This window comes from Pyramidobacter sp. C12-8, from assembly GCF_002007215.1.
Lineage (GTDB): Bacteria > Synergistota > Synergistia > Synergistales > Dethiosulfovibrionaceae > Pyramidobacter.
In genome coordinates, this window is record NZ_MUHX01000003.1 from 1 (window position 1) to 21,823 (window position 21,823).

21 protein-coding genes are annotated in these 21,823 nt (G+C 57.5%); 11 read left to right on the forward strand and 10 right to left on the reverse strand.

The features are described from left to right. Positions 1-269 precede the first annotated feature (269 nt). The 5 genes from B0D78_RS01335 to B0D78_RS01355 form a co-directional block, all read right to left on the reverse strand. Entirely contained in the window at positions 270-1,337 is a 1,068-nt protein-coding gene (locus B0D78_RS01335; protein WP_078015192.1) for a DmpA family aminopeptidase, read from the reverse strand. A gap of 138 nt (positions 1,338-1,475) precedes the next feature. Beyond that, a complete protein-coding gene (locus tag B0D78_RS01340) occupies positions 1,476-2,603 on the reverse strand; it encodes a sodium ion-translocating decarboxylase subunit beta (protein WP_078015193.1) in 1,128 nt (375 codons plus the stop codon). Between the two features lie 47 nt (positions 2,604-2,650). After that, entirely contained in the window at positions 2,651-3,160 is a 510-nt protein-coding gene (gene msrA, locus B0D78_RS01345) for a peptide-methionine (S)-S-oxide reductase MsrA (RefSeq protein ID WP_078015194.1), read from the reverse strand. A 431-nt stretch (positions 3,161-3,591) separates the two neighbouring features. Then, the gene (locus B0D78_RS01350) at positions 3,592-4,143 is read right to left on the reverse strand and encodes a zinc ribbon domain-containing protein (RefSeq protein ID WP_078015195.1); all 552 of its coding nucleotides are present in this window, start codon (positions 4,141-4,143) and stop codon (positions 3,592-3,594) included. 275 nt (positions 4,144-4,418) lie between these two features. Then, a complete protein-coding gene (locus B0D78_RS01355; RefSeq protein ID WP_009164408.1) occupies positions 4,419-4,859 on the reverse strand; it encodes a hypothetical protein in 441 nt (146 codons plus the stop codon). A gap of 373 nt (positions 4,860-5,232) precedes the next feature. Between B0D78_RS01355 and B0D78_RS01360 the strand changes: the two genes are divergently transcribed. Together B0D78_RS01360 and B0D78_RS01365 are read left to right on the forward strand one after the other, a co-directional pair. Continuing rightward, entirely contained in the window at positions 5,233-6,822 is a 1,590-nt protein-coding gene (locus B0D78_RS01360) for an N-acyl-D-amino-acid deacylase family protein (protein ID WP_078015196.1), read from the forward strand. A gap of 23 nt (positions 6,823-6,845) precedes the next feature. After that, entirely contained in the window at positions 6,846-8,180 is a 1,335-nt protein-coding gene (locus B0D78_RS01365; RefSeq protein ID WP_078015197.1) for a GntT/GntP/DsdX family permease, read from the forward strand. A gap of 229 nt (positions 8,181-8,409) precedes the next feature. On the opposite strand, the gene B0D78_RS01370 is transcribed toward B0D78_RS01365, so the two are convergent. Next, positions 8,410-8,727: a gamma-glutamyltransferase gene (locus B0D78_RS01370; RefSeq protein WP_078015198.1), complete on the reverse strand. Its 318-nt coding sequence runs from the start codon at positions 8,725-8,727 to the stop codon at positions 8,410-8,412. 342 nt (positions 8,728-9,069) lie between these two features. Here B0D78_RS01370 and rsmG point away from each other — a divergent pair, with 342 nt between their 5' ends. From rsmG to B0D78_RS01400, 6 genes are all read left to right on the forward strand, one after another. Further along, a complete protein-coding gene (gene rsmG / locus B0D78_RS01375) occupies positions 9,070-9,756 on the forward strand; it encodes a 16S rRNA (guanine(527)-N(7))-methyltransferase RsmG (protein ID WP_078015199.1) in 687 nt (228 codons plus the stop codon). A 4-nt stretch (positions 9,757-9,760) separates the two neighbouring features. Next, the gene (locus B0D78_RS01380) at positions 9,761-10,522 is read left to right on the forward strand and encodes a ParA family protein (RefSeq protein WP_078015200.1); all 762 of its coding nucleotides are present in this window, start codon (positions 9,761-9,763) and stop codon (positions 10,520-10,522) included. Beyond that, positions 10,513-11,472, forward strand: a complete 960-nt coding sequence (locus tag B0D78_RS01385) for a ParB/RepB/Spo0J family partition protein (protein ID WP_078015201.1) — start codon at positions 10,513-10,515, stop codon at positions 11,470-11,472. The genes B0D78_RS01380 and B0D78_RS01385 overlap by 10 nt, the downstream gene beginning before the upstream one ends. Beyond that, a complete protein-coding gene (locus tag B0D78_RS01390) occupies positions 11,473-11,712 on the forward strand; it encodes a hypothetical protein (protein ID WP_078015202.1) in 240 nt (79 codons plus the stop codon). It abuts the gene before it with no gap. A 478-nt stretch (positions 11,713-12,190) separates the two neighbouring features. Beyond that, positions 12,191-12,676, forward strand: a complete 486-nt coding sequence (locus B0D78_RS01395; RefSeq protein ID WP_078015203.1) for an HIT family protein — start codon at positions 12,191-12,193, stop codon at positions 12,674-12,676. Further along, positions 12,664-13,335 carry an IMPACT family protein gene (locus tag B0D78_RS01400; protein WP_168169953.1) on the forward strand — a complete coding sequence of 224 codons (672 nt, stop codon included), beginning with the start codon at positions 12,664-12,666 and terminating at the stop codon, positions 13,333-13,335. Before B0D78_RS01395 ends, B0D78_RS01400 begins: the two co-directional genes overlap by 13 nt. 163 nt (positions 13,336-13,498) lie before the next feature. Here the strand turns inward: B0D78_RS01400 and B0D78_RS01405 are convergent, their stop codons facing one another. Next, positions 13,499-14,860 carry an APC family permease gene (locus B0D78_RS01405; protein ID WP_078015205.1) on the reverse strand — a complete coding sequence of 454 codons (1,362 nt, stop codon included), beginning with the start codon at positions 14,858-14,860 and terminating at the stop codon, positions 13,499-13,501. A gap of 27 nt (positions 14,861-14,887) precedes the next feature. After that, entirely contained in the window at positions 14,888-15,577 is a 690-nt protein-coding gene (locus B0D78_RS01410) for a cysteine hydrolase family protein (RefSeq protein ID WP_078015206.1), read from the reverse strand. Positions 15,578-15,738: 161 nt separating this feature from the next. Here B0D78_RS01410 and B0D78_RS01415 point away from each other — a divergent pair, with 161 nt between their 5' ends. Both B0D78_RS01415 and B0D78_RS01420 read left to right on the forward strand, forming a co-directional pair. Continuing rightward, positions 15,739-16,803: a response regulator transcription factor gene (locus B0D78_RS01415; RefSeq protein ID WP_168169954.1), complete on the forward strand. Its 1,065-nt coding sequence runs from the start codon at positions 15,739-15,741 to the stop codon at positions 16,801-16,803. Next, positions 16,796-18,022 (forward strand): sensor histidine kinase, encoded by a 1,227-nt coding sequence (locus B0D78_RS01420; RefSeq protein WP_078015208.1) that lies wholly within the window; start codon positions 16,796-16,798, stop codon positions 18,020-18,022. The genes B0D78_RS01415 and B0D78_RS01420 overlap by 8 nt, the downstream gene beginning before the upstream one ends. Positions 18,023-18,144: 122 nt before the next feature. Here B0D78_RS01420 and B0D78_RS01425 read toward each other — a convergent pair whose 3' ends face one another. Together B0D78_RS01425 and B0D78_RS01430 are read right to left on the reverse strand one after the other, a co-directional pair. Continuing rightward, the gene (locus tag B0D78_RS01425) at positions 18,145-18,660 is read right to left on the reverse strand and encodes a nitroreductase family protein (protein WP_078015209.1); all 516 of its coding nucleotides are present in this window, start codon (positions 18,658-18,660) and stop codon (positions 18,145-18,147) included. Between the two features lie 247 nt (positions 18,661-18,907). After that, positions 18,908-20,101, reverse strand: coding sequence for an aminotransferase class V-fold PLP-dependent enzyme (locus B0D78_RS01430; protein ID WP_078015210.1), 1,194 nt, complete (start codon positions 20,099-20,101; stop codon positions 18,908-18,910). Positions 20,102-20,416: 315 nt separating this feature from the next. Between B0D78_RS01430 and dnaA the strand changes: the two genes are divergently transcribed. Next, positions 20,417-21,733: a chromosomal replication initiator protein DnaA gene (dnaA, locus tag B0D78_RS01435; RefSeq protein ID WP_120372516.1), complete on the forward strand. Its 1,317-nt coding sequence runs from the start codon at positions 20,417-20,419 to the stop codon at positions 21,731-21,733. Positions 21,734-21,823: the final 90 nt, after the last annotated feature.

Here is a 21,823-nt window from a genome sequence, read left to right on the forward strand (position 1 = left end):
CTTTTTCACGCGGGCAACCGGCTAGAAATACTTCGGGCATGAGCTCGAATTTCCTACTTGACTTTTAATAGCTGGTCTCCTTCTGAATTTCTCGAATTCACGCGCGGCAAAAAACGGGGATTGCCGCGGGAATCAAGAAAATTGTCCGAGCACATATCGAACGACATCAGCGTTCATATGTTCCAACAGAGAATGTTCCACGTGGAACATTCTGCCCGAAAATGAACGCAACGCTTTTTTCGCGTTGACATGCCTCTTTGCCTCGGGACTTAACGGCGCGGCGCGCTCAGTCCCGGCACGCGCCCGGCCAGCTCGGCCAGAGAAACGCGCCGGTGCCCCTGAAAGCCTGTCACCGTCTCGGCGGCCAGCATCGACGAGAGGATCGCCTCGTGTACCGACTCGATCACGGCGCGGAAGAACAGGTTGGCGTGCGCGTCGCTGACCGAACGAAACGCCAGTTCCCCCGCCGCGTCGAAGGGAACCCGCTGCGCGGTGGAAAAAGCCACGGCGATCTCGCCGCTGCCGTTGCCGATGATCGAGCCGGTGTGCGTGATGCCGGCGCTGGCGCGTTTACAGAGCCTCTTCAGCTGGCGCGCGGTCATGGGCGCGTCGGTGGCGATCAGCACGATGCAGGATCCCTGCTCGCGCAGCTGTTCCGTGGCGAGGATCTTTTTCGCTTCGGCCCCCGTCGGCTGACCGTCCAGCGTAAAGTCCTCCATCTCGCCGAAGTTGCTCAGAACCAGCGCGCCCAGCGTATAGGTCCGTGCGCCGGCAGTCACCAGCCGCGAAGCCGAACCGACGCCGCCCTTGAACTGGTAGCAGCTCATGCCCCGTCCCGCGCCCACGGCGCCGAGAGCGAAATCGGGCGCGGCGGCCGCCAGCGCCTGACGCGCCAGCTCCGGCGTCACCGCCTGGACGCGGATGTCGTTTAGAAAACCGTCGTTGCACTCGCACACCAGTGGATTGACCGTGCCCGCCGCGCCGCCGATCGACGGTTCGCTCTCGATCATCGCCTGGGACAACGCGCGCCAGACGTCGCCGACGCTGAGAGTATTCGTCAGCAAAATCGGCGTTTCCAGCGTGCCCAGCTCGTCGATCTGCACCAGCCCCGCCGTCTTGCCGAAGCCGTTGATCACGTGCGAGGCGGCGATCAGTTTGTTCCGGAACAAACTGCCCGGCGCGGGAATCACCGCCGTCACGCCCGTCTGCGTTTTCCCTTCCGCCAGCGTCGCGTGTCCCACGATCACGCCCGCCACGTCGGCGATCGTGTTGCGGGGGCCTTTGGGCAGGCGGCCGGCGCTCAGTCCGAAACGCTCGAGCCAGTCGTTGTTTTTCACGTTTCACACGTCCCTTTCACAGCGCAAGATGAAAGAATCCCGTTCATATTATAGCCGCCGGGCCATAAAAATCGAGCCGCTCCGTCTCTTCCATCCGAAAAAAACGGCGCGGCTCGATTTTTACGATCGGGGAAAAAATCAGCTCAACAGCGCCAACAGCAGCCCGCCAGCGACGACGGAGCCGATCTGTCCGGCCACGTTGGCCGCGGAAGCCTGCATGAGCACGAACGTGCCGGGTTTTTCCCTGGCCGCCATCTGCTGGATCGTGCGCGACGACATCGGGAAGGCGGAAATGCCCGCCGCGCCGATCATCGGGTTGATCTTTTCCTTCATGAACAGATTCAGCAACTTGGCGCTGAGCACGCCGCCGGCCGTATCGAAGACGAAGGCCACCAGCCCCATGCCGAGGATCATCAGCGTGTCGGCGCGCAGGAAGCGGTCGCCCGTCATCGTGCAGGAGATGCCCAGCCCCAGCATGATCGTGACGATGTTGGCCAGCTCGTTCTGGGCGCTGTTGGAAAGGCGCGCGACTACGCCGCTCTCGCGCAGCAGGTTGCCGAACATCAGAAAGCCGATCAGCGTTGACGACGAGGGCGCGAAGATGCCGACCACGATCGTGACGACGATCGGGAAGAGGATCCTGGCACGCTTGCTCACCGTGCGCCCGGCGCGGAGCGTCATGTTCATGCGCCGCTCCTCTTTGGTCGTCAGCGCGCGGACCACCGGCGGCTGGATGACCGGCACCATCGACATGTAGGAATACGCCGCCACGGAGATCGGTCCCAGCAGCTGCGGCGCGAAGCGGCTGGAGACGAAGATCGAGGTGGGGCCGTCGGCGGCGCCGATGATGCCGATCGAAGCCGCTTCCCTGACGCTGAAGCCGAAAACGTAATAGGCCAGCCCCATGGTGAGGAAGATGCCCGCCTGCGCCGTCAGGCCGAAGAGCGCGTAGACGGGGCGTTCCATCACGGGCGAAAAGTCCATCATCGCGCCGATGCCGATGAAGATCAGCAGCGGGAACATCTCGTTGGCGATACCGGCGTCGAACAGCACGCTGATCGCCCCCGGCACCACCGTGCCGTCCATGGCCTGCGTCAGCGCCGCCGTCATGGGAATGTTCACCAGCACGGTGCCGAATCCCATCGGCAGCAGCAGCGAAGGCTCGTATTCCTTGGCCACCGCCAGCCAGACCAGCGTCAGGCCGATGCCGATCATCACCGCCTGCTGCCAGGTCAGGCTCAAAAAACCCTGAAACAACGCTTCCAAAACGATTCTCCTCTCAAAATTCCAGCGATGCCGCGGCAGAGCGCGGCTCAGTCTTCCTCGGGCGGCAGCGGCTCGTCGAGCAAGGCGAGGTTGACGTGGCAGTAGCCGCACGGCTTCTTTTTCAGATAATCCTGATGGTATTCCTCGGCCGCATAAAAGTTGACCAGAGGCTCCACCGTCGTGACGACGGGCTCGTCCCAGTTCTTCTGTTCTTTGGCGAGAAGCTCCTCGGCCAGACGGCGCTCCTCGTCGTCGTTGTAGTAGATGGACGTACGGTACTGCGCGCCGATATCCGGCCCCTGCCGATTCAGCGTCGTCGGGTCGATGATGCGCAGATAGTGGCGCAGCAGCGTGCGCAGGCTGATGATCTGCGGGTCGTATTCGACCTTGCAGGCCTCGGCGTACCCTGTGCCGCCGGCTTTGACCTGTTCGTACGTCGGGTGCGGCATGCGCCCGTTGGCGAATCCCACTTCCGTATCCAATACGCCGGGCAATTCCCTCATGTAGGCCTCGAGGCCCCAAAAACAGCCTCCGGCCAAAACGATCCTCCTCGACATCGGTCTTCCTCCTTATTATTCCCGCGGCTCGGCGGGAACGGGCATACGCTCGGGGATCGCCGCCACCTCCAGCCCCAGATGGCACGTTCCCCGTTCCACATCGACTCGATCACGGGGCGCCGCGGGCTTGCGTCAAAACAGCGGGCGACGGCTCCGGCTGTTTCATATCGAAATTATATTCTGCGCCGTAGCGAAAAGCAAACGCAACGCGGCTTTGCGTCCCAGGGACAAAGCGGCGTCGCCCGGCGCGTGGATCCGAAGCCTTGATACATTGTTTGACGAATAGACAGTGTTCCCCGGCGGGCGGACACGACGACAAACGCCTTCGCGGCGGCGAAATACGGCGATCCGAATTTCCAGACAGGATACTATAAAATACGGGCCGTCAAGCGCCGGAAACGACGCCTGACGGCTCTTTCGCTTTCTTTCGCTTAATCGTTTTTCTCCGATCCCCGCTGCTTCCAGACGCGGAAAACCACGGCAACCAGCGAGAGCGCGGTCAGACCGGCCAGTATCGGCCCGAGAGAAGCGTCTTTCTCCGGGGACTGCTCCGAGTTCAGCATGGCGGCAATATAAAAGAGGCTGTATCCAAAAGACAGCCATTTGACCAAGGAGCCGCGCTTTTTGCCATAGAAAAACGCCAGGTTGCTGACGAACGGCAACACAAAGCCCACAAGACAGAGAAAAAACGTTCCCGCCATGGAGGCTACCGTACTGCCCACCTTTTTCACCTCGGCGACCGCCGCCCTGGAACGGTCGGCGATATAACCGCAGGACGAGCACTCGCCTTTGAACATGCGCGCGCCGCAGCGGGGGCACCTCTGCCCTTCGTCGTCGGCCCGCACGCCGCACTGCGGACAGGCCGCGCCGTCGTACTCGGCGCCGCAGTTTTTGCAGATGTGATCCGCCGCGCGCCCGCCGCAATAGGGACATTCGTGCAGGGCTCCGTCGAATTCGGAGCCGCAGTATGCACACTTCTTCATTGGTGATTCCTCCGTTCGTCGGGATAAAAACCCGAAATCACGTTTTTATTTTCGAATAATATCACAGCGGCCGCCAAAAAAGAAGCGCGCGAAACTTTTTCCATCGCACAGCCGCGGACGAAGCGGCTGCGACGGACTGAAAAAACGCGAACTCTCGCGGCAAATTCTGCGAGAGAAGAAATTGATTAAACCTGACTATAAATTTTCCCCGCTCCGTCTGCGCCGACGCAGGAGATCCCGCGAACGCTTTTCGTCCGCGGGATCTCCTGTGCTCGTTATTCCGTTTTCTTCCAGGTGGCGTCGGTGAACACCGTGCCGAAACGCACGTTGACGCCGAATTCCGGCGCCGTCATCAGGCCGTCGCCGTTGCGTTCCGCCAGTCCGGCGGCGGCCGCCGCGGTCTGGTCGGGGAACTCGGTGACCGGCGTTTCGCCGTCCATATACGCCTTGGGCATGACCTCGCCGGCAAAGCCGTAGCGGCGCAGACACGCTTTGACGTGTTCGGCCAGCAGCTCCACCTTGTCTCCCGCTTCGAAGTAGGCGCGCGCGTAAGCCCAGACGCTGCCGTCGGCCGGTTCGAGGCGCACAGCGTAGGACACGGCCTGCGTCAGCGCCGGATAAGGCAGCTTTTCGTTTCCCGCCAACGAAGCATATCCGACCAGTACCGCGCCGGCGTTCATCAAGTTGCGGCGCAGTTCTTCCCTTAACACTCCCATCGGAAAATCCTCCTCGATCAGCGCTCTGTAAGACGCCGTTTTTTCTTATTATATACCAGTCCCCGATCTCCCATCTGATTCTACGAATGTCAAAAAGCGCCATCACTTGTCCATATGACATGAAAAGCAAATTTCATGGGCTTCCAGCATCCTTTTCATAAATATCCGTTCCATACTAAAAATTAGAGTATACATGGCATTATTCATTTATTAATGTTATAATTTTTCACGAATAAGATATCATCGGAAGCTCTCCGAAAGATGGAGACCTCCCTCGTGAAGGCAAAGAAGAAGGCGGTCCGTAAATTCTATTGTCTTTATGGGCGATTGAGCGTTATTCAAAAAATGGAGAACTTTTAAGGGGGAAAATGCGTTGCTAGATCTTTTGATTCGAAACGGTACCGTCATTGACGGAACACGAACGACGCGGCGGAAATCAGACGTTGGCGTCCGCCATGGAAAGATCGTCGCGGTCGCCCCGCAGATCGAAGAAGAAGCAAAGGAGACGATCGACGCCTCTGGAAAAATCGTCGCTCCTGGATTCATCGATATCCATTCCCACTCCGACATGAGTCCCTTTTTCACCAATCAGAAAATGCAGAGTAAACTCTATCAAGGCATCACGCTCGAGATTGTCGGAAACTGCGGCATCTCGTGTCTGCCGACCGACGACGCTTCACGCGAGGCGATCACTCGCCTCATCTCTTCAGGTCTCGAACTGCCGATGGATGGCAGGACCGTCGAGGACGATTCTCTGTCGGATTATGCCGAACACCTGAAACGTTGCCCAGCCGCGACAAATATCGGCGTCCTTGTCGGTCACGGCACACTTCGCGGCATGGTCATGGGATTTGGCATGCGAAAACCGACTTTCGAGGAACAGAAACATATGGAGCGCGTGCTTGAGCGGGAACTTAGCGAAGGCGCATTTGGCATGTCGCTCGGCCTGATTTATCCGCCCAGTTCGTACGGCGCGATTGACGAGTTCGTCGCGTTGGGCAAAGTGCTTAAAAGGCACGATGCGATCCTTACTGTTCATATGCGCAGCGAGAGCACGAAAATCTTTGAAGCGGTCGATGAAATGCTCGAAGTGGCGCGCCATTCCGGCGTCCACGTCGAGATTTCCCATCTCAAGTTGATCGGCAAACCGCAATGGGGCCGTTCCAAAGAGCTCCTTGCAAAAATCAGAGCGGCCCGCGAAGAAGGATTGAATATCACGTGCGACCAGTATCCATATACCGCAACGTCGACAGGCATGTCGGCCTTGGTTCCTGCCTGGGCCCATGATGGCGGTTCGGATGAAATGTGCAAACGCCTTGCGTCTCCGACGGAAGAATTGCTCTCTGAAACGGAATCGGAAATCGAACGCCGCGGCGGCGCCCATGCGGTTCTGGTCGTTTCCACGCACGGCAGACTCCCGCAGTATGAAGGGAAACGCCTTGACGAGATCGCCGCGGACATGGAGCTGCCTCCGGCTCAGGCCGTCGTTCGCCTGCTGCGTGCGAGCGATGGGGGCGTTCCGTGCTGTTATTTCAGCCTTTCGGAAGACGATATGCTGCACATTATGCGCGAGCAGTTCGTCTGTATCGGATCGGACGGTTACGCGATGACCTATGACCGCCATTTTCTTGGGACGAACCCGCACCCGCGCAGTTTCGGCACCTTTCCCCGTTATTTCCAGACGATCAGGGAACATCGGCTGATGAGCCTCGAAGACGCTGTTTACAAGGCTACAATGCTTCCGGCGCAAATCCTCGGCCTGAAGGACCGCGGCGTGATTGCCGTCGATAAGATCGCGGATATAACCGTTTTCGATGCGGCCGAAATTAGCGACCGCGCCACGTACACCGATTCCCCGCAGAAACCGGCAGGCATTTGCGCGGTTGTGATCGACGGCCGTGTCGCGTTCAAAAATGGCGAACAGACTGGCGATAACATCGGACACCTTGTTGTCCATAAATAACGACCATGGGGAGAGGGATTTCCATGTTGGGGCCTTATGCGTTGATTCCTGAAGAATCGTTATGGGCATTGATTCCGCTTGCAGTATACATTCTTGTTTCGTTCCGTCCGAAAGTTCACGCGCTGACGATCGCGATGATCGCCTGTCTGTTTGGTTATATTCTGACGGGACAAACCCCCGCCATGACGGGAGCTCTCGTTGTGAAATCGCTGGGATCGACGCTCGGTCTGATCGGCTTCATCATCATGTGCGGCGCCGGGCTCGGCAGTGTCATGAGCGAGGCGCGTGTAAGCCATACGATCGTGTATTGGATCGTCAAATATATCGGCGTGACGACTGAAAAACGTGCCATTCTCTGTGTGATCGTCACAACAACGCTTGTCTGCGGTCTGCTGGGAACCTTGGCGGGCGGTTGTGCTATCGTCGCCCCCATCCTCATTCCTATTGTAGCGGCGGCAGGATTGAAACCTGCCACGGTGGCCTGTCTTTTCCAATCATCCGGCGAAACGGGTCTGATCTGGGGACCATTCACGGGACCGACTGTCGCTCTCCTTGCGATTACGCATCTGAGCTACGGTCGTATGATGCTGTGGGCCGCGCTTCCTTATGGTCTCATTTGGCTCACGGTCATCTACTTCTGCGGTCTGCGAATTCAACACGACCCAAGTTACGACGAAAGATACGAGCTCGACACCGCCGAACAGACGACGCTCGGCATCACCGCTCAGGAAAAGCGCGTGACACTGGCGTTCCTAATTGGCTTTGTCGGACTTCTGACGTTTTCGATGATCACCCATCAAAAAACGGCGTTCACGGTGTTCGTCATGCTGGCTCTGGCTCTCGTGATCTGCCTTTTCAAGTCCCTCGATATGTCAGTCATGTTCCGGGCGTTTGCCAAAGGCATGGGCTCCATGGCCGGCACATTTCTTCTCTTTATCTTGTTGAACATGATGCTCGAATACATCAATTATGGTCATGGCTTTGAAGCTCTTGGCAAAATCCTTGTTTCGTTTGCAGGCGAGGGAAGCCGCATGATGGTTGTCATTATGGGCACATTGGTCGGCTCTTTCGGCGTCAATGGCGGCGCCGTCGCGCAGCTGCAAGTTACGCACGATTTGTTCGCCAGCGCCGTGAAAACAGCCTCCGTCCCCATGGAGTTCTGGGCTCTGGCGTTGATTTGCGGTTCCCGCGTCACAACGTCGATCTATCCCGGATCGAACATGATCGCTCCAATGGGACTGGCGCGCAGCGAAAGTCTGAAAGCCATGCTGTTCGGCGGCTGGTCAGTATCTATGACGTCAATCGCGTTCATCATCGTGTGGTCATGGTTTGCGATGCCGATTTTCTTCCCGATATAACCAGACAACTGAACGATACGAGAGCTCCGAAGGAGATCTCCAAATCGAGAACATCCTGAGCGACTAAATTCCCTTGGGACGCTCCTGCTATTCAACGTTTTAGTCAACAAACAGCATGAGTACGAAGAGATTCATCAAAAAAAGAACAAAGAAGCCGCCTCAATTGACTTTTGAGACGGCTTCTTTATTTATAACAGCGCGGATTTTCAAAAGCTCCTTACCGGATCAATCAAAACTCGTGACGCGAATCATGGCTCCCCGTCATTTCTCCGCTCTCGGGATCGATCAGGATGGCGTTGACGTCGCCCATGTAGGATTTGAGCGGCAGCGAGTAGCCCATGGAGAGCAGACTGTCGACGGTTCCGCCGCTGAGGCCGTTCATCGGTTCCACGCGCAGCTCGTCGGGCAGCCACTGCATATGCACCCGGGGAGCGCTGACCGCCTTGTTGATGGGCATTTTATGGTCGATCACATTGGAGATCACCTGCAGGACGGTGGTGATGATGCGGGTGCCTCCGGGGGCTGCCGCAAGCGAAGATCCGTCCATCCCAAAAACAAAAAAGCGATTCCCTCCGACGCTTCATTCGGTGCTCCACGAATATGATCCAATAATAGTCAGTATTAATCAATCTCTTATATCTCTTTTATTTCGCGAAGAGAAATTTTTCCATCGGCAAAACATCTGCTGGGCGTCCTTCCAACCGCCTGATGTTCCACGTGGAACATCGCTTTTCCGGCGATGGGGGCGAACGTTCAGCGCCAACGATCCAATGCCGTTTCACGCGTTGTTTCTCACCAAACAGACCTTCAAGAAAAGGGGGCTCGCTGTTCCACGTGGAACATTTTTGCGGTATGATTGAACCGAAAATGAAGCATGGAGGTGAACCCCATGGAGATTCAACCGTTGCCGCCGCTCCCCGAACTGTCCGCGGAAACGCTGACGCGGCTGCGCCGCTACGCTTCGCTGTTGTCTGTCGCCAACGAGCGAGTGCGGCTGACGGGACCTCACGACGAGGAAACGCTGTGGCGCGACCACATCGAAGACTGTCTGCACATGCTGCCGCTATTGCCGTCCTCAGGTACGGTCGTCGACGTCGGTACCGGCGGCGGTCTGCCCGGCGCCGTCCTGGCCGTTTGCCGCCCCGATCTGGAATTCACGCTGCTGGACAGTCTTTCGCGCAAGAGCAAGGCCCTTGCAGAAATTGTCGCTGGGCTGAACCTTTCCAACGCGGAAGTGGTCTGCGCGCGCTCGGAGGATTTCGCCGCCGCGCGTCGCGAGCAGTACGACGCCGCCGTGGTGCGGGCCGTCAGCGAAGCCGGCGTCATCGCCGAATATCTAGCGCCGTTGGTGCGCGAAGGCGGCGTGCTAATCGCCATGAAGGGCAGTTCCGTCGGCGAAGAGCTGGCGCCGCTGGAAGGCCGCTGGAACGTGCTTGGCCTCAACGAGCCGAAACTTTACGAATACGACATCAAAGATCACAAGAGCTACATGCTTCTCTGGAAGAAAAGCGCGCCCTGCCCCGCGGTTTATCCGCGCAAGCCCGGGCGGGCCGAAAAAAAACCGTGGTGGAGGTGAGACGATGAAGACTATCGCGGTCATCAATCAGAAAGGCGGCGTCGGCAAGACGACGACCTGCGTCAATCTCGCTTCCGAACTCGGCGCCATGCGCAAAAAGGTGCTCGTCGTCGACGCGGACCCTCAAGGCAACGCGTCCAGCGGTCTCGGCTTTCAGTTCGACGACTCCGTGTCGCTTTATGACCTTGTCGTCGGCAATGAAGATCCCAAGTGGGCGCTGCATTCGACCAGCGCCAAAAACGTCTCGCTGATCGCCTCGAACATCAATCTGGTCGGCGCCGATCTGGAAATGGGCAGCCTTCAAGGAAGGGAGTTCCGCCTGCGCGAAGCGCTACGCAAGCTCGAAAACGACTTCGACGTCGTCCTCGTCGACTGCCCGCCGTCGCTGGGGCTGCTTACCGTCAACGCGCTGGCCGCCGCCAACCGCCTGTTGGTGCCCGTACAGTGCGAATATTACTCCATGCAGGGACTCAGCCTGCTCGCGCGCACCGTGCAGATGGTCCGCGAGCAGGGCATCAACCAGGGCGCGCAGATCGACGCGATTCTGCTCACCATGTACAACCCAAATCTGCGCCTCACGCGCGAGATCGAGACGCAAATCCGCGACGTCTTCGGCGAGCACGTGCTGAAGACCGTGATCCCCCGCAACATCGACCTGGCGGCAGCCCCCGCGCAGGGACTGGCTATCCGCGACTACGTCCGTTCCAGCCGCGGCGGCCAAGCCTATCACGATCTGGCATTGGAGGTCAAAAGACTATGGCTGTAAATCGCAAAAATACCGCCGCGGCCCAGGCCGCGAAGAAATCCGCCGCTTCCGCGAAGTCCATCATCCAGTCTGGCCGCGGCCTCGGCGCGCTGCTGGCCAAGCAAAACGTGAGCCGCGTCCCCCAGAACAGCGAAATGGCCCCGCTGGCCGATATCGAGCCCAATCCCAATCAGCCCCGCAAGCTTTTCGACAGCGCGACGCTGCGCGAACTGGCCGCATCCATCAAAGTTCACGGGCTGCTCCAACCGCTGATCGTCACCCCCGCGCCTGCCAAGAGCGCAAAGAAATACCGCATCGTCGCCGGCGAACGCCGCTTTCACGCCTGCGAGCTGGCCGAACTCTCGGAAGTGCCCGTGCGCATCGTCCGGGGCGACGAACAACTCCTCAGCGAGATCGCCCTTGTAGAGAACCTTCAGCGCGAAGATCTGACCGTGCTCGAGACCGCCAACGCTCTCAAGGTCTTGATGGAGAAGCATCGGCTCACCCAGAACCAACTGGCCGAGCGCATCGGTTGGAGCCGCAGTGTCGTGGCCAACAAGCTCCGCATCCTCTCGCTGCCCCAGGGCGCGCTGGATCAGATCGCCGCCGGCAACCTCAGCGAAGGGCACGCCAAAGCCCTGCTGTCTCTGAAGGAACCGCAGAAATTTCTTGAAGAGCTTGTAGCAGACTGCATCGCGCACCATTGGTCCGTTCACAACCTGCAAAAACGCATCGACTCCCTCAACAGCCGCCGTGTTACCGTCCTTTACAAGGCTCCCCAGCTTGACCCCTGGCGCCCCAAAGGAGCGCTGAAAGTGGCACGCCGTTTTGGCCTGTCTTTCAGCGTTCTCGGCAACGAGAGAGAAAACCGCGTCGTCATCAACGGCATGCGCCGTGAGCAAGTGGAGCGTCTTTTCGCCCTGCTGGACCGCGAAGCCGATTTTATGAGCGGAGATCCGGACAGTAAATAAATGAAAACTCCCAACGTCAAAGACGTTATCGTCTTCAGCCGCATCGTCGGAGCAGCCCTGCTCGTTTGCGGCTACCTCCTGGCAGGGCTGTTCATCGGCCGTTATTTTCTGGACCGCGGTTACCCGCAATGGACCCTCCCCTTGTGCCTGATCGCCGGCCTCATCGGCGCGTTGCTCTCGGGAGTTCGCGAGTTGAAAAGCATTCTCGCGATGATCCGTCGCGACCGCCAGAATCAGTGAAGTTTCGGCGTGACGCGTGGAATGTCCCAAGTTATCCACATTTTATCCACTTCTCCACAAGAACAAAAGCATACTTTCCGGCACTTGACAAAAATCTCCGGGAGAAAGGGAGCTCTTTCAAAAAATATTTTGAAGAGAACGCTATCGAGAGACGCCTACCTGCGAGGACTTTTGAAAACTCCATCACGAAAAACGAACGCAAAAAATTCGCTTTCAACAGAAATCGCGATGCCAAAAAGTTCACATGGGAAGAGTTTTTTGACCATTCAATTTTCCCCTTGACGCTTTGATTCACAGTTTCCACAGAAACGCTCCGCTTTTTTTCAGATCCCCTCGAAACGAGCTTAAAAAATCATTTTCCGCGCCGATCCGGCTGCAAATTTTTGCGAATCCCGATCTCGCTCACAAGTTATCCACCAATGTTGTCCACAGCGGTGAATAACTCCCACCTTTTTGCTCATAGAAAAGAGGAAAGAACATGGAAACACTCATGGCCCCATGGAGGTACACGTACCTCAACTCCGCCAAAAGCGACGGCAAGAGCTGTATCTTCTGCGATTTCCCCACCGACGGCAGCGACGACAGAAAGCACTTCATCGTCTTTCGCGGCACACACTGCTTTGTGATTCTCAACGCCTACCCTTACAGCTCGGGGCATCTGATGGTCATCCCCTACCGCCACACGACCGACCTGAGCTCTTTCACCCCCGAAGAATCCCTCGAGTTCCACGATCTGATCGCCCGCGCCATCGAATCTCTTAAAGGCGCGTTTCATCCCGACGGTTTCAACGTCGGCATCAACATCGGCGCGGCGGCCGGCGCCGGCATCGACACCCATATCCACTGTCACGTCGTGCCGCGCTGGAACGGCGACAGCAACTTCATGGGCGCGATCGGCGACGTCAAAGTCGTCCCCATCTCCCTTGAAGAGACCTGGGAACGCTGCCGCTCGTGCTGGCGCTAGATCGGCCCTGCCGTCGTCCCGCGGCCCCCGCCGTTTACAGCTTCAAGGAAAAGCGCAGCGAGTTCATCGCCGCCCTCTTCCCCGCCGCCGCGGGCGACGAAGCCCGTGCCACGCTGGAATCCGTGCGCAAGGAACATCACGGCGCCGCGCACAACTGCCCGGCATGGCGCGCCGGCTATCCCGACGTGGAAGAGTTCTGCTCCGACGACGGCGAACCGGGCGGCACCGCCGGACGGCCGATCCTTGGTGCCTTGCAGAAAGCCGGATTGTTCAACGCAGTCCTCGTCGTCACCCGCTATTTCGGCGGCGTCAAGCTCGGCGTGCGCGGCCTCATCGACGCCTACGGCGCCGCTGCGGCCGGCGTCATCGAGCGCGCCGGCGTCGAAACGGCCCTGCCCTTCAAAGAGCTGGAACTGCGCTGCGGCTACGAACATCTGGCCGCCCTCAGCCGCGCCGTCAAAAGCGCCGGCGTCGCCGAAAACCGCCTGCGTACCGCCTACGGAACGGACATCACCCTCACCCTGCTCGTCGCTCCCGCGCTCGAAGAACGCCTGCGCTCCCTGCTCGACAGCTACGAAGGGCGCCAACTGCTCGCCGCGCCGCCGCTCTGGGGAAAAAGCTACGTGCTCGTGGCGGAAAACCAAGCCGGCGGATCATGAAAAAACTCGACAGAAAAAACGTTTGGGCAGGATAAGCGACGACCGTCTATCCTGCCCAAACGTCTGTCTTGGGGACGACGAACACAAAAATCCGGGCTTTCACGCGAAAGCCCGGACAACGAAAAATCTTCTCTGAAATTACAGACAAAAGACGAGAACCGTTTTATTCTTTGCCGATATCATCCGGCGTAAGGACGCGCATCTGATAGCCGCAGACGCGCCGGTGCGCGGCGGCGAGAGCGTAGACGACCGCTCCAAGGGCGAAGAAAAGCCCCAACGAGACGTATCCGCCGCGGTCCAGCTCCATGCACGCGCCGATGATCAGCCAGACGGAAATGAGCATACCGACGCCGAAGACGAAGTTCCCGCCCGGGGCCCTGAACGGACGCTTCCATTCGGGGTGCAGCTTCCTGAGACGTATCACGTCAAGGCAGGAAATAAAGTAGACGATGCCCGCGGCGATGCTGGAGATCGCGTAGATATACTGCACCCAGTTGTCGCCGCTGAAGTAGCAGAAGAACAGCGAAAACAGATACACGACGACGTTGGCCCAAAACGGCTGCCCGTAGCGGTTCACCTTCATGAACACTTTCGGCAGCTGATTCAGCTGGGAAGCGCCGTACAGCACGCGCGCGCTGGAAGTCCAGAACCCCATCAACGTCGTAAAGGCGTGCATCAGCCCGGACACAATGGCCAGAACGGCAAGGATGCCGGGCAGGCCGAAACGGGCGATCAGCTCGGGTTCGGGCATGTTCATGGCCGCGATTTCCTTCCAGGGCGCCATGCCGCCCATGGCGAGGACGACAAAGCTGTACAGCAGCGCGGGAATGAAAAGGGCGGATAAAATGACCTTCCACAGCTTGGAAGCGGGGAAGTTGGCTTCCTCGACCAGCGTCGGCGTCATTTCGAAACCGATGAACTTCAGCGAGAACACGGCCATGGCGATGAAGATCCCGTAGCCCCCTTTGGGGAAGAACCCCTGGTGCAGGCGGATATTGTCGAAGCTCCAGTGCCCGCTCAGGAAGAACGACGTCGAGACGCCAAGCGAGATGACGATCATCGCGAAGAAAAAGATGTTGGAAAGCCGCCCGGTCAGGCTGATGTTGAAGTTGGAAAGCACGAACCACAGCGTGACGGACAGCATGGCGATGATCATCATCTGATCGTTCGTCAGCGGATAGAAGTGATTGATCGCCGTGCCGAAAATGAACGCCATCATCGGCGGCTCGACGACCTGGATCAGAAACATCATCCACTGCGTGGCGAAGCCGGCTTTGTTATTGTAAGCGTTGCACGTCCACACGTCGGTGCTGGCCGCGAAAGGCAGCATCGCCGACAGCTCGCCGAACGCCAGCCCCACGGGAACGAGCAGCAGCGCCAGCAGCGGGAACAGGAACGCCGCGCCGGCCCCCGTCGTCTGGAACCAGTAGGGCGCTTCCGCCAACCAGCCGCCGATCACGGCTCCAGAGGAAATCGCGACGACCTGGACAAAACTTAAACCCCTTTTCAGCCCGTTGTCTTTCATTTTTTCTTCCTCCCGCTTCAACAGAATTTAAAGAGCGCCGATAAGCTCTTCCGTAGTGACGACGTGGCAGTAAATGTTGTTCAGTACGGAAAGTTCGTGTTCCTGGATCTCCCTGGTCGACGCGGCGCAAGCGTCTTCGATCAGCCAAACCTTGAAGCTCTCGTCGGCAAGGCTGCGCACCGTTCCGGAAACGCACTGATCCGTCAAAACGCCGGTGACGACCACCGTATCGATGCCGCAGTTATGAAGCATCAGACGCAGAGAAGTCCCCGTCAGGGCGCTGTCGGTCGTCTTCATGACGACCAGCTCGTTTTTGGCGGGCTTCAGAGGCTCGACGATTTCGGCGGAAGGCATGCCGGGAAGCAGAAGCAGTTCGTTGTACCCGGTCGCTTTTTGATCGAGAGAACGTTCGCGCCCGCTCTCGAGCTGACCGGTGATGCGCGCGTGGGAAACAAACATGTTCCTTTCCCTGAAAGCGGCCAGCAGTTTTTGATTGTTCGGGACGACTTCTCTTTCGACCCGGTCGTAAAAGCAGCCCCATTTGGCATAGTAGGCTTTTTCACGCTCGGACGAGTTCTCGTCCAACTTCGGACGAGTGAGGAAATGATACTGCATATCGACGATGAGCAGCGCCGTCCTGTCCCGGTCGATCTCGATACCGCAGTAGTCGTCGTCCAGCTCATAGTAGAAAGAACAGTACCGATCGTTCACCTTCATAAGAATCCCTCCAATAAAAAGATATGTTAAGATAGCACCATTATCAGCAAATACCTCGTTTCTGACAATTCATGAAAGCGACTTTCCATCGTCAAAAAAAGTTATATGCTCACTATTTTGCAATAAAAATCCACAAATTTGCGACAGAAAGGCAAGAAGAGATGCATACCGTACTGATTGCTGAAGATGAGATGATCGAGCGGGAATTTCTCGTAAATTTATTGAACCGCCTCGAAGATTTTCACGTCGTCGCGGAGGCCGGGGACGGGCGGACCGCCGTCGAATTGGCCTTTCTGCATCGTCCCGACGTCGCGTTTCTCGATATCCGCATGCCGCTGCTGGACGGCCTGGCCGCGGCGGGAAAGATCAAAAAAGCTTTGCCTCAAACGTTTATCGTGCTGAATTCGGCGTTTGCCGAATTCAAGTACGCGCAGCAAGGCATCGACTGCGGCGTCGACGCCTATCTGCTGAAGCCCTCGTCGGAAAGCGAGATATTTTCCCTGCTGCGTTCCCGTTTTACGCCGCGGCCTCTTGAACGCGACGGTCAGGAGACGTTCCGCTCTCTTCTGGACGCTTTTCCGACGGAAGCCGCCGAAAACTTCGCCCGAGCTTTGGAAACAAAGGACGGCGCGCTGTGCGAGAGCGTGCTGAGCGAGATCCGCGCTTCGCTTGGAAAGAACCTGAGTTTAAACGTTTATCGGCTGCACGTCCTCAACGTTCTGTTCGACGTCATGAAAGCGTGCCGTCTTGGCTCAGTTTCCATGAGCGCTGCTGATGAACGCCTGTGCGACCGGATCCTGACGCGCATTTCGCAGACGCCCACCATGCCGGAGATCGCCGATCTCGCCAATTCTTGCCTTGACAATATCCTTTCCGCCGTCAGAAGTTCTTTTCGCGATTCAGCCGCGCCGATACGGCGCATTGTGGAGTTCCTGGACGAACATTTCCGGGAAGACGTCGGCGCCGGCGATTTGAAAGGACTCGTCTTTTTGAGCAAAGACTACGTCGAGAGGCTGTTTCGCAGGACTCAGCGCGTTTCGATCCAGCAGTACGTCAACGGAAAACGTCTTGCAGAAGCCGAACGGCTTCTGCTACAAAGCAGGATGACAATGCAGGAGATTTCGGAACGCTCAGGATTTCAAAACGTATCGACATTCTTTCGGAATTTCAAAAAGAAATACGGCCTGACGCCCGCCCGGTACAGAAAGGAAAAATACCGTGAGTGAACTTGCCGATCTTATCCCGGAAAAACTGCAGCGGGAACTGCAGGAGTCTTTCGCCTATGCGACGGGCTTCGGCGTCGTTTTCGTAGACAAGGAAGGGCGGCACATCGGCGAGGGAAGCAACTTCTCCCGTTTCTGCCGCGCCATCAACGCCGATCCGAAAGACGGGGCGCGCTGCCAGTGTTCGAACAAGAACGCCATCCGGATCGCGCTGAAAGAGGGGCGCCCCGGCATCTACATCTGCCACGCCGGCCTGGTCAACATCGAGATCCCACTGACGCTGGACGGCGAACTGATCGGCGCGATCACCGCCGGACAGGTCATTTGCGAAGGGAACCATCCTTTTCCTCAAGACGAGCAGGCGACCCGCCAACTGTGGCGCGAAAACGAGCTGTATGCGTCGTATTACCGCGAGATCCCCATTCTCAGCCTGAAGCAGATCCAGGAAACGGCGCGCGCCCTGCAAAATTTTTCCAACTATATCCTTCAGCAAAAGTCCTACACGCAGATTCAGGAGCACGTCGGGCATCTGACGGACGAGCTGCTGAAAAACCAGAAAAAATTGATCAACCTTAAAAACCAGCTGGCCCTGGCCCGCTTCGAGGCTTTGCAGAAGCAGATCATGCCGCATTTCACGTTTAACGTCCTCAACTCGATTTCCAGACTCATGAGCATGAAAAAAAACGATCAGGCCCAAGAAATGCTGGAGTCGTTTTCGTCGATGCTCCGCTACGCTCTGTCCCGGCCGGCGGCCAAAGTGACGCTCAAACAGGAACTCGACTACATACGCCATTACCTGCGGATCCAGAGATACCGATTCAGTGAAAATCTGGCATATCATATTGATTGCGATAAAAAATCGGAGTCCTTGACGATCCCGTTTTTCAGCCTTCAGCCCTTTGTCGAAAACGCGCTTGAACACGGGATCCTGAACCCGACGCACAAATATGGAGGCGAGTTGGATATCGTCTGCCGCGCCGGTATTTCGGCATACACGATCGAAATCCGCGACAGCGGAGCGGGCATGGACGAAAACACGCTCGGCGCCATCCTGGAAGAACTGGCCTCGAAAAAACTTCCGCGCGGCGGCAAAATCCATATCGGCATGAACAACTGTTTTGAAAGGCTGCGAATGTTTTTCGGCGCGCGCTGCACGATCGCCGTCAAAAGCAGCCTCGGCTGCGGGACAACTATCGCGATCACCATAAAAAATAAGCGTTGAACAAAAACAAGGGATGCGGCGAGTGAATTGCGCTCGCCGCATCCCTTGTTTTTACCATCAAAAAATCAGGAAAACTGTTTCCAAAAAACTCCGCTGCTGAGACAAAGAATCGCTATCGCCGTCTATTCGCTCCAGACGCCGTAGCGCACTTTGCTTTCGTCCACGCCGCTGTAGGCTTCTTTATGCTCGGCGGCATAGCCCATCACGGTGATGCCGAGAACTTCTACGCCGTCAGGTAGCTGCAAAAACTCGCGGACCGCCGGCTCCTTGGCAGCGCGGCGGTAGACGCCGTACCAGAGCGAGCCGAGCCCCAACGACCTGCAGGCGATCTGCATGTTCTCCATAGCGGCGGCTCCGTCTTCGATCCAGGCCAGGCCGCTGTCGTAACCGCGCAGATCGGCGAGGACGGCAATGCCCCACTGCCCTTCGCGGAAGGGATCTTTCTGCTGAACTTTTTCGGCCAGAGAACCCATCTGTTTTTTATCCAGCACGACAAAACGCACCGGCCGTTCCCCCTTGGCGCTGGGAGCGGCGCAGGCGGCCGCGAGGACAAGTTTCATCGTCGATTCGCAGACCGATTCGTCGGTGTATCTGCGGACGCTGCGGCGAGCCATAATGTTCGTCAAAGTCTCATTCATGATGACACCCTCCAATACCATAGCAATTACGTATTATTTTATACGTAAGCGTATTATAGCACAGGGATGAGGAGAATACAGCAAAAACGGAGTATACACTGCGCAAAAATTCCGACAAAAGACCTGACCGAAGCCGCTCCGGCGTCGAAAAACGTTTGTCGCCGATGTTCCACGTGGAACATTCCTTACGAAAAAATCCCTGCAAACAGTGTCTGCAGGGATCGGAACGATCAGCTTTCCGGCACGTTCATTGCGCCGGCAGCTTTGGGGCGCGTACGGCCGCCAGTGAATCGGCCAAGATCTGCAGCGCTTCGTCGACCTGAGCGGAGGTGTTGAAACAGCCCAAACTGAGGCGCAGCGCCCCCTGTGGAAAACAGCCCAGCGTCCGATGCCCCCACGGGCTGCACTGCAGGCCGGGACGCGTTTCCAGACCGCGGCTGCTGAGCTCGGCGGCGAGAATGCCGTTGTCCACGCCTTCGAAGTTGACGGCAAAGACGGACAATCGTTTTTTGTCGACCATTTCCGGCAGACCGTAAAGAATCAAACCGTCCAGCTTTTTCAATCCGGCAAGGAATCGGGAACCCAGCTCGTTCTCGTGGGCGCGGATGGCGTCGACGCCGCGCTCTTCGATCCATTTCAGCGCCGCGTTCAGACCGGCGATGCCCGGTAAGTTTCCCGTGCCGCTCTCGAAACGATCGGGCATGGCTTCCGGCTGCGTTTCCACGTGCGAGAAGCTGCCGGTGCCGCCTTCGACGAGCGGCTCGCAGAGGCGCGCAAACTCGGGCTGCCAGACGATGCCGCCCATGCCCTGCGGCCCCATCAACCCCTTGTGACCCGTAAAGCATAGCGCCGCCAGACCGAGCGCCGCGGCGTTCAGCGGTATCAGTCCGGCCGTCTGCGCCGTGTCGACGACAAGGCGCACGCTCCGCTCCCGGCAGACGGCGGCGAAAGCTTCGAGGTCCTGAACGGAACCGCAGACGTTGCTGCAATGGCTGAGCACAACCAGATCGGCTTTTTTCGCGTCAAGCGCGGCCGCCAGTTTTTCGGGATCGAGATATCCCTGCCGGTCGCAGGGCAATATCTTCAGTTCGACGCCGTTCTTTTCCAGATGGCGCAATGGGCGCGTCACGGCATTGTGCTCCATGGAAGTGGTGACGGCACGCATGCCGGGCTTGAGAAAGCCCTTCAGCACTATGTTGAGCGACTCGGTGACATTGGCCGTGAAGGTCACGTAAACCGGCGACGCGTTTTCGTAGCCGCCCAGCAGCCGCGCCACGCGTTCACGGCACTCCAGAACCAGATCCATGGTGCCGAGGTCGCGGGCCGAAGTGGTTCCCCGCCCCAGGTTGGCGCCGCCGGAACCGAGAAAGTCGCTCATGGCGCGGGCGACGCAGTCCGGTTTTGGCCACGTGGTGGCCGCGTTGTTGAAATAGATCGACATGATTATTACCCCTTCCAGCGAATGATCGATAAACGGAAGCGAAGATAAAACAACTGTCCGTCGGAATTTTTCGCTTCTTCAAATCAGATCGAATCAGATCGAAAAAGTTTTACTTATCATAATAAAAAGTTCTCGCAAGATCAATCTGAATTATACACCAGATTTTTTCCTTCTCTCTCGATGCTTTCCCCATAAAAAATCTCGATTGTCGAGTTCTTGTGAACAACTCTTGCAACTCTCGTCCAATTGTGGATAATAAGACTGGATTATTCTTGAGTTCAGGAACGGTAAAACACAAAGTAGGAGTTTGTGACGATGAAAAACGCAGAAGAAATATGGGAGCAAATCATGGAAGGAGCCGCCCCGCTCCTGCCGAACCAGACGGTCGACATCTGGCTCAAATCCTGCTCCGCCCTCCGTATGGAAGATGACCGGCTGGTGCTGGACGCAGGAAACTCCTTCGTCGCCAAAAAAGTCAAGGACAGCTTCCTGGCGACACTGGAAAGCGTGATGCAACGTCAAGGAAAAGGCAGCGGCATCGATCTGGTCTACGACAGCAAGACCGCCGGTGCGGAAGAGACGCTTCCGCATCCCGAGCCGCACCCTCCGATCAGCCCCAATGGTCTCAACCGACAGTACGATTTCACCTCGTTCGTCGTCGGCAAGTCGAATCGTCTCGCCCACGCCGCCAGCCTGGCCGTCGCCGAAAGCCCGGGGGAAGCGTACAACCCTCTGTTCATCTGGGGCGGCGTCGGGCTGGGCAAGACTCACCTGATGCACGCCATCGGCAATTATGCACAGGGGAAAAACGGGAACGCAAAAGTCACCTACCTTTCCTCGGAGAAGTTCACCAACGAGCTGATCACGGCGATCAAAAACGCCCGCACCGCGGAATTTCGCGCCAAATACCGCCACGTGGACATCCTTTTGATCGACGACATCCAGTTTCTGGCCGGCAAGGAAAGCACGCAGGACGAGTTCTTTCACACCTTCAACGACCTTCATACCGAACACAAGCAGATCGTGCTCAGCTCCGACCGACCGCCCAAAGAGCTTGGCGACATCGAGGACCGCATTATCAGCCGCTTTGAATGGGGTTTGGTGACCGACATCCAGCAGCCTGATTACGAGACGCGCATCGCCATCCTCAAGAAAAAGGCCGAGCAGCGCCGCATTCCCGTCAATGACGACGTCATCGGTTTCCTCGCCGAGAACATCCCCAGCAACATTCGTGAGCTCGAGGGCGCTTTGAATCGCGTCATCGCCAGCGCCAATTTTTCGCAGGAACCGATCACCATCGAAAACACGCAGGAGTGGCTCAAAGACGTGATCGGCAACGGCCGCCGCGGCCCCCTCACTTTTCAGAGTATCATGGACGTGGTTTCCAGCGAGTTCGGCTTCTCTCCCGAGGACATCTGCGGCAAGCGCCGCACGGCGGAAGTGGCGCTGGCCCGTCAGGTGGCCATGTACATGTGCCGGACTCACACGGAATCCAGTTTGCAGCAAATCGCCAAGGATTTCGGCAAAAAGGACCATACCACGGTGCTGCACGCGCTGAAGAAAATCGAGATGCTCATGAAGGAAGACGCCCGTGTGAAAAAGATTGTGGACAACATCAACAAAAAGCTGTGATTAAGAGGAGGATTTTCCGGAGGTTCAACAGTGGATAACCGTCTTGATTCTCCAGAATCACAAAAAAATGTGCATAGTGTGGATAAATTT

Coding starts and splice junctions, on each gene's coding strand:
- msrA (WP_078015194.1), bottom strand. CDS start 3,160: ATGTCGAGGAGGATCGTTTTGGCCGGAGGCTGTTTTTGGGGCCTCGAG.
- B0D78_RS01350 (WP_078015195.1), bottom strand. CDS start 4,143: ATGAAGAAGTGTGCATACTGCGGCTCCGAATTCGACGGAGCCCTGCAC.
- B0D78_RS01355 (WP_009164408.1), bottom strand. CDS start 4,859: ATGGGAGTGTTAAGGGAAGAACTGCGCCGCAACTTGATGAACGCCGGC.
- B0D78_RS01365 (WP_078015197.1), top strand. CDS start 6,846: ATGTTGGGGCCTTATGCGTTGATTCCTGAAGAATCGTTATGGGCATTG.
- B0D78_RS01370 (WP_078015198.1), bottom strand. CDS start 8,727: ATGGACGGATCTTCGCTTGCGGCAGCCCCCGGAGGCACCCGCATCATC.
- rsmG (WP_078015199.1), top strand. CDS start 9,070: ATGGAGATTCAACCGTTGCCGCCGCTCCCCGAACTGTCCGCGGAAACG.
- B0D78_RS01380 (WP_078015200.1), top strand. CDS start 9,761: ATGAAGACTATCGCGGTCATCAATCAGAAAGGCGGCGTCGGCAAGACG.
- B0D78_RS01385 (WP_078015201.1), top strand. CDS start 10,513: ATGGCTGTAAATCGCAAAAATACCGCCGCGGCCCAGGCCGCGAAGAAA.
- B0D78_RS01390 (WP_078015202.1), top strand. CDS start 11,473: ATGAAAACTCCCAACGTCAAAGACGTTATCGTCTTCAGCCGCATCGTC.
- B0D78_RS01395 (WP_078015203.1), top strand. CDS start 12,191: ATGGAAACACTCATGGCCCCATGGAGGTACACGTACCTCAACTCCGCC.
- B0D78_RS01405 (WP_078015205.1), bottom strand. CDS start 14,860: ATGAAAGACAACGGGCTGAAAAGGGGTTTAAGTTTTGTCCAGGTCGTC.
- B0D78_RS01410 (WP_078015206.1), bottom strand. CDS start 15,577: ATGAAGGTGAACGATCGGTACTGTTCTTTCTACTATGAGCTGGACGAC.
- B0D78_RS01415 (WP_168169954.1), top strand. CDS start 15,739: ATGCATACCGTACTGATTGCTGAAGATGAGATGATCGAGCGGGAATTT.
- B0D78_RS01425 (WP_078015209.1), bottom strand. CDS start 18,660: ATGAATGAGACTTTGACGAACATTATGGCTCGCCGCAGCGTCCGCAGA.
- B0D78_RS01430 (WP_078015210.1), bottom strand. CDS start 20,101: ATGTCGATCTATTTCAACAACGCGGCCACCACGTGGCCAAAACCGGAC.
- dnaA (WP_120372516.1), top strand. CDS start 20,417: ATGAAAAACGCAGAAGAAATATGGGAGCAAATCATGGAAGGAGCCGCC.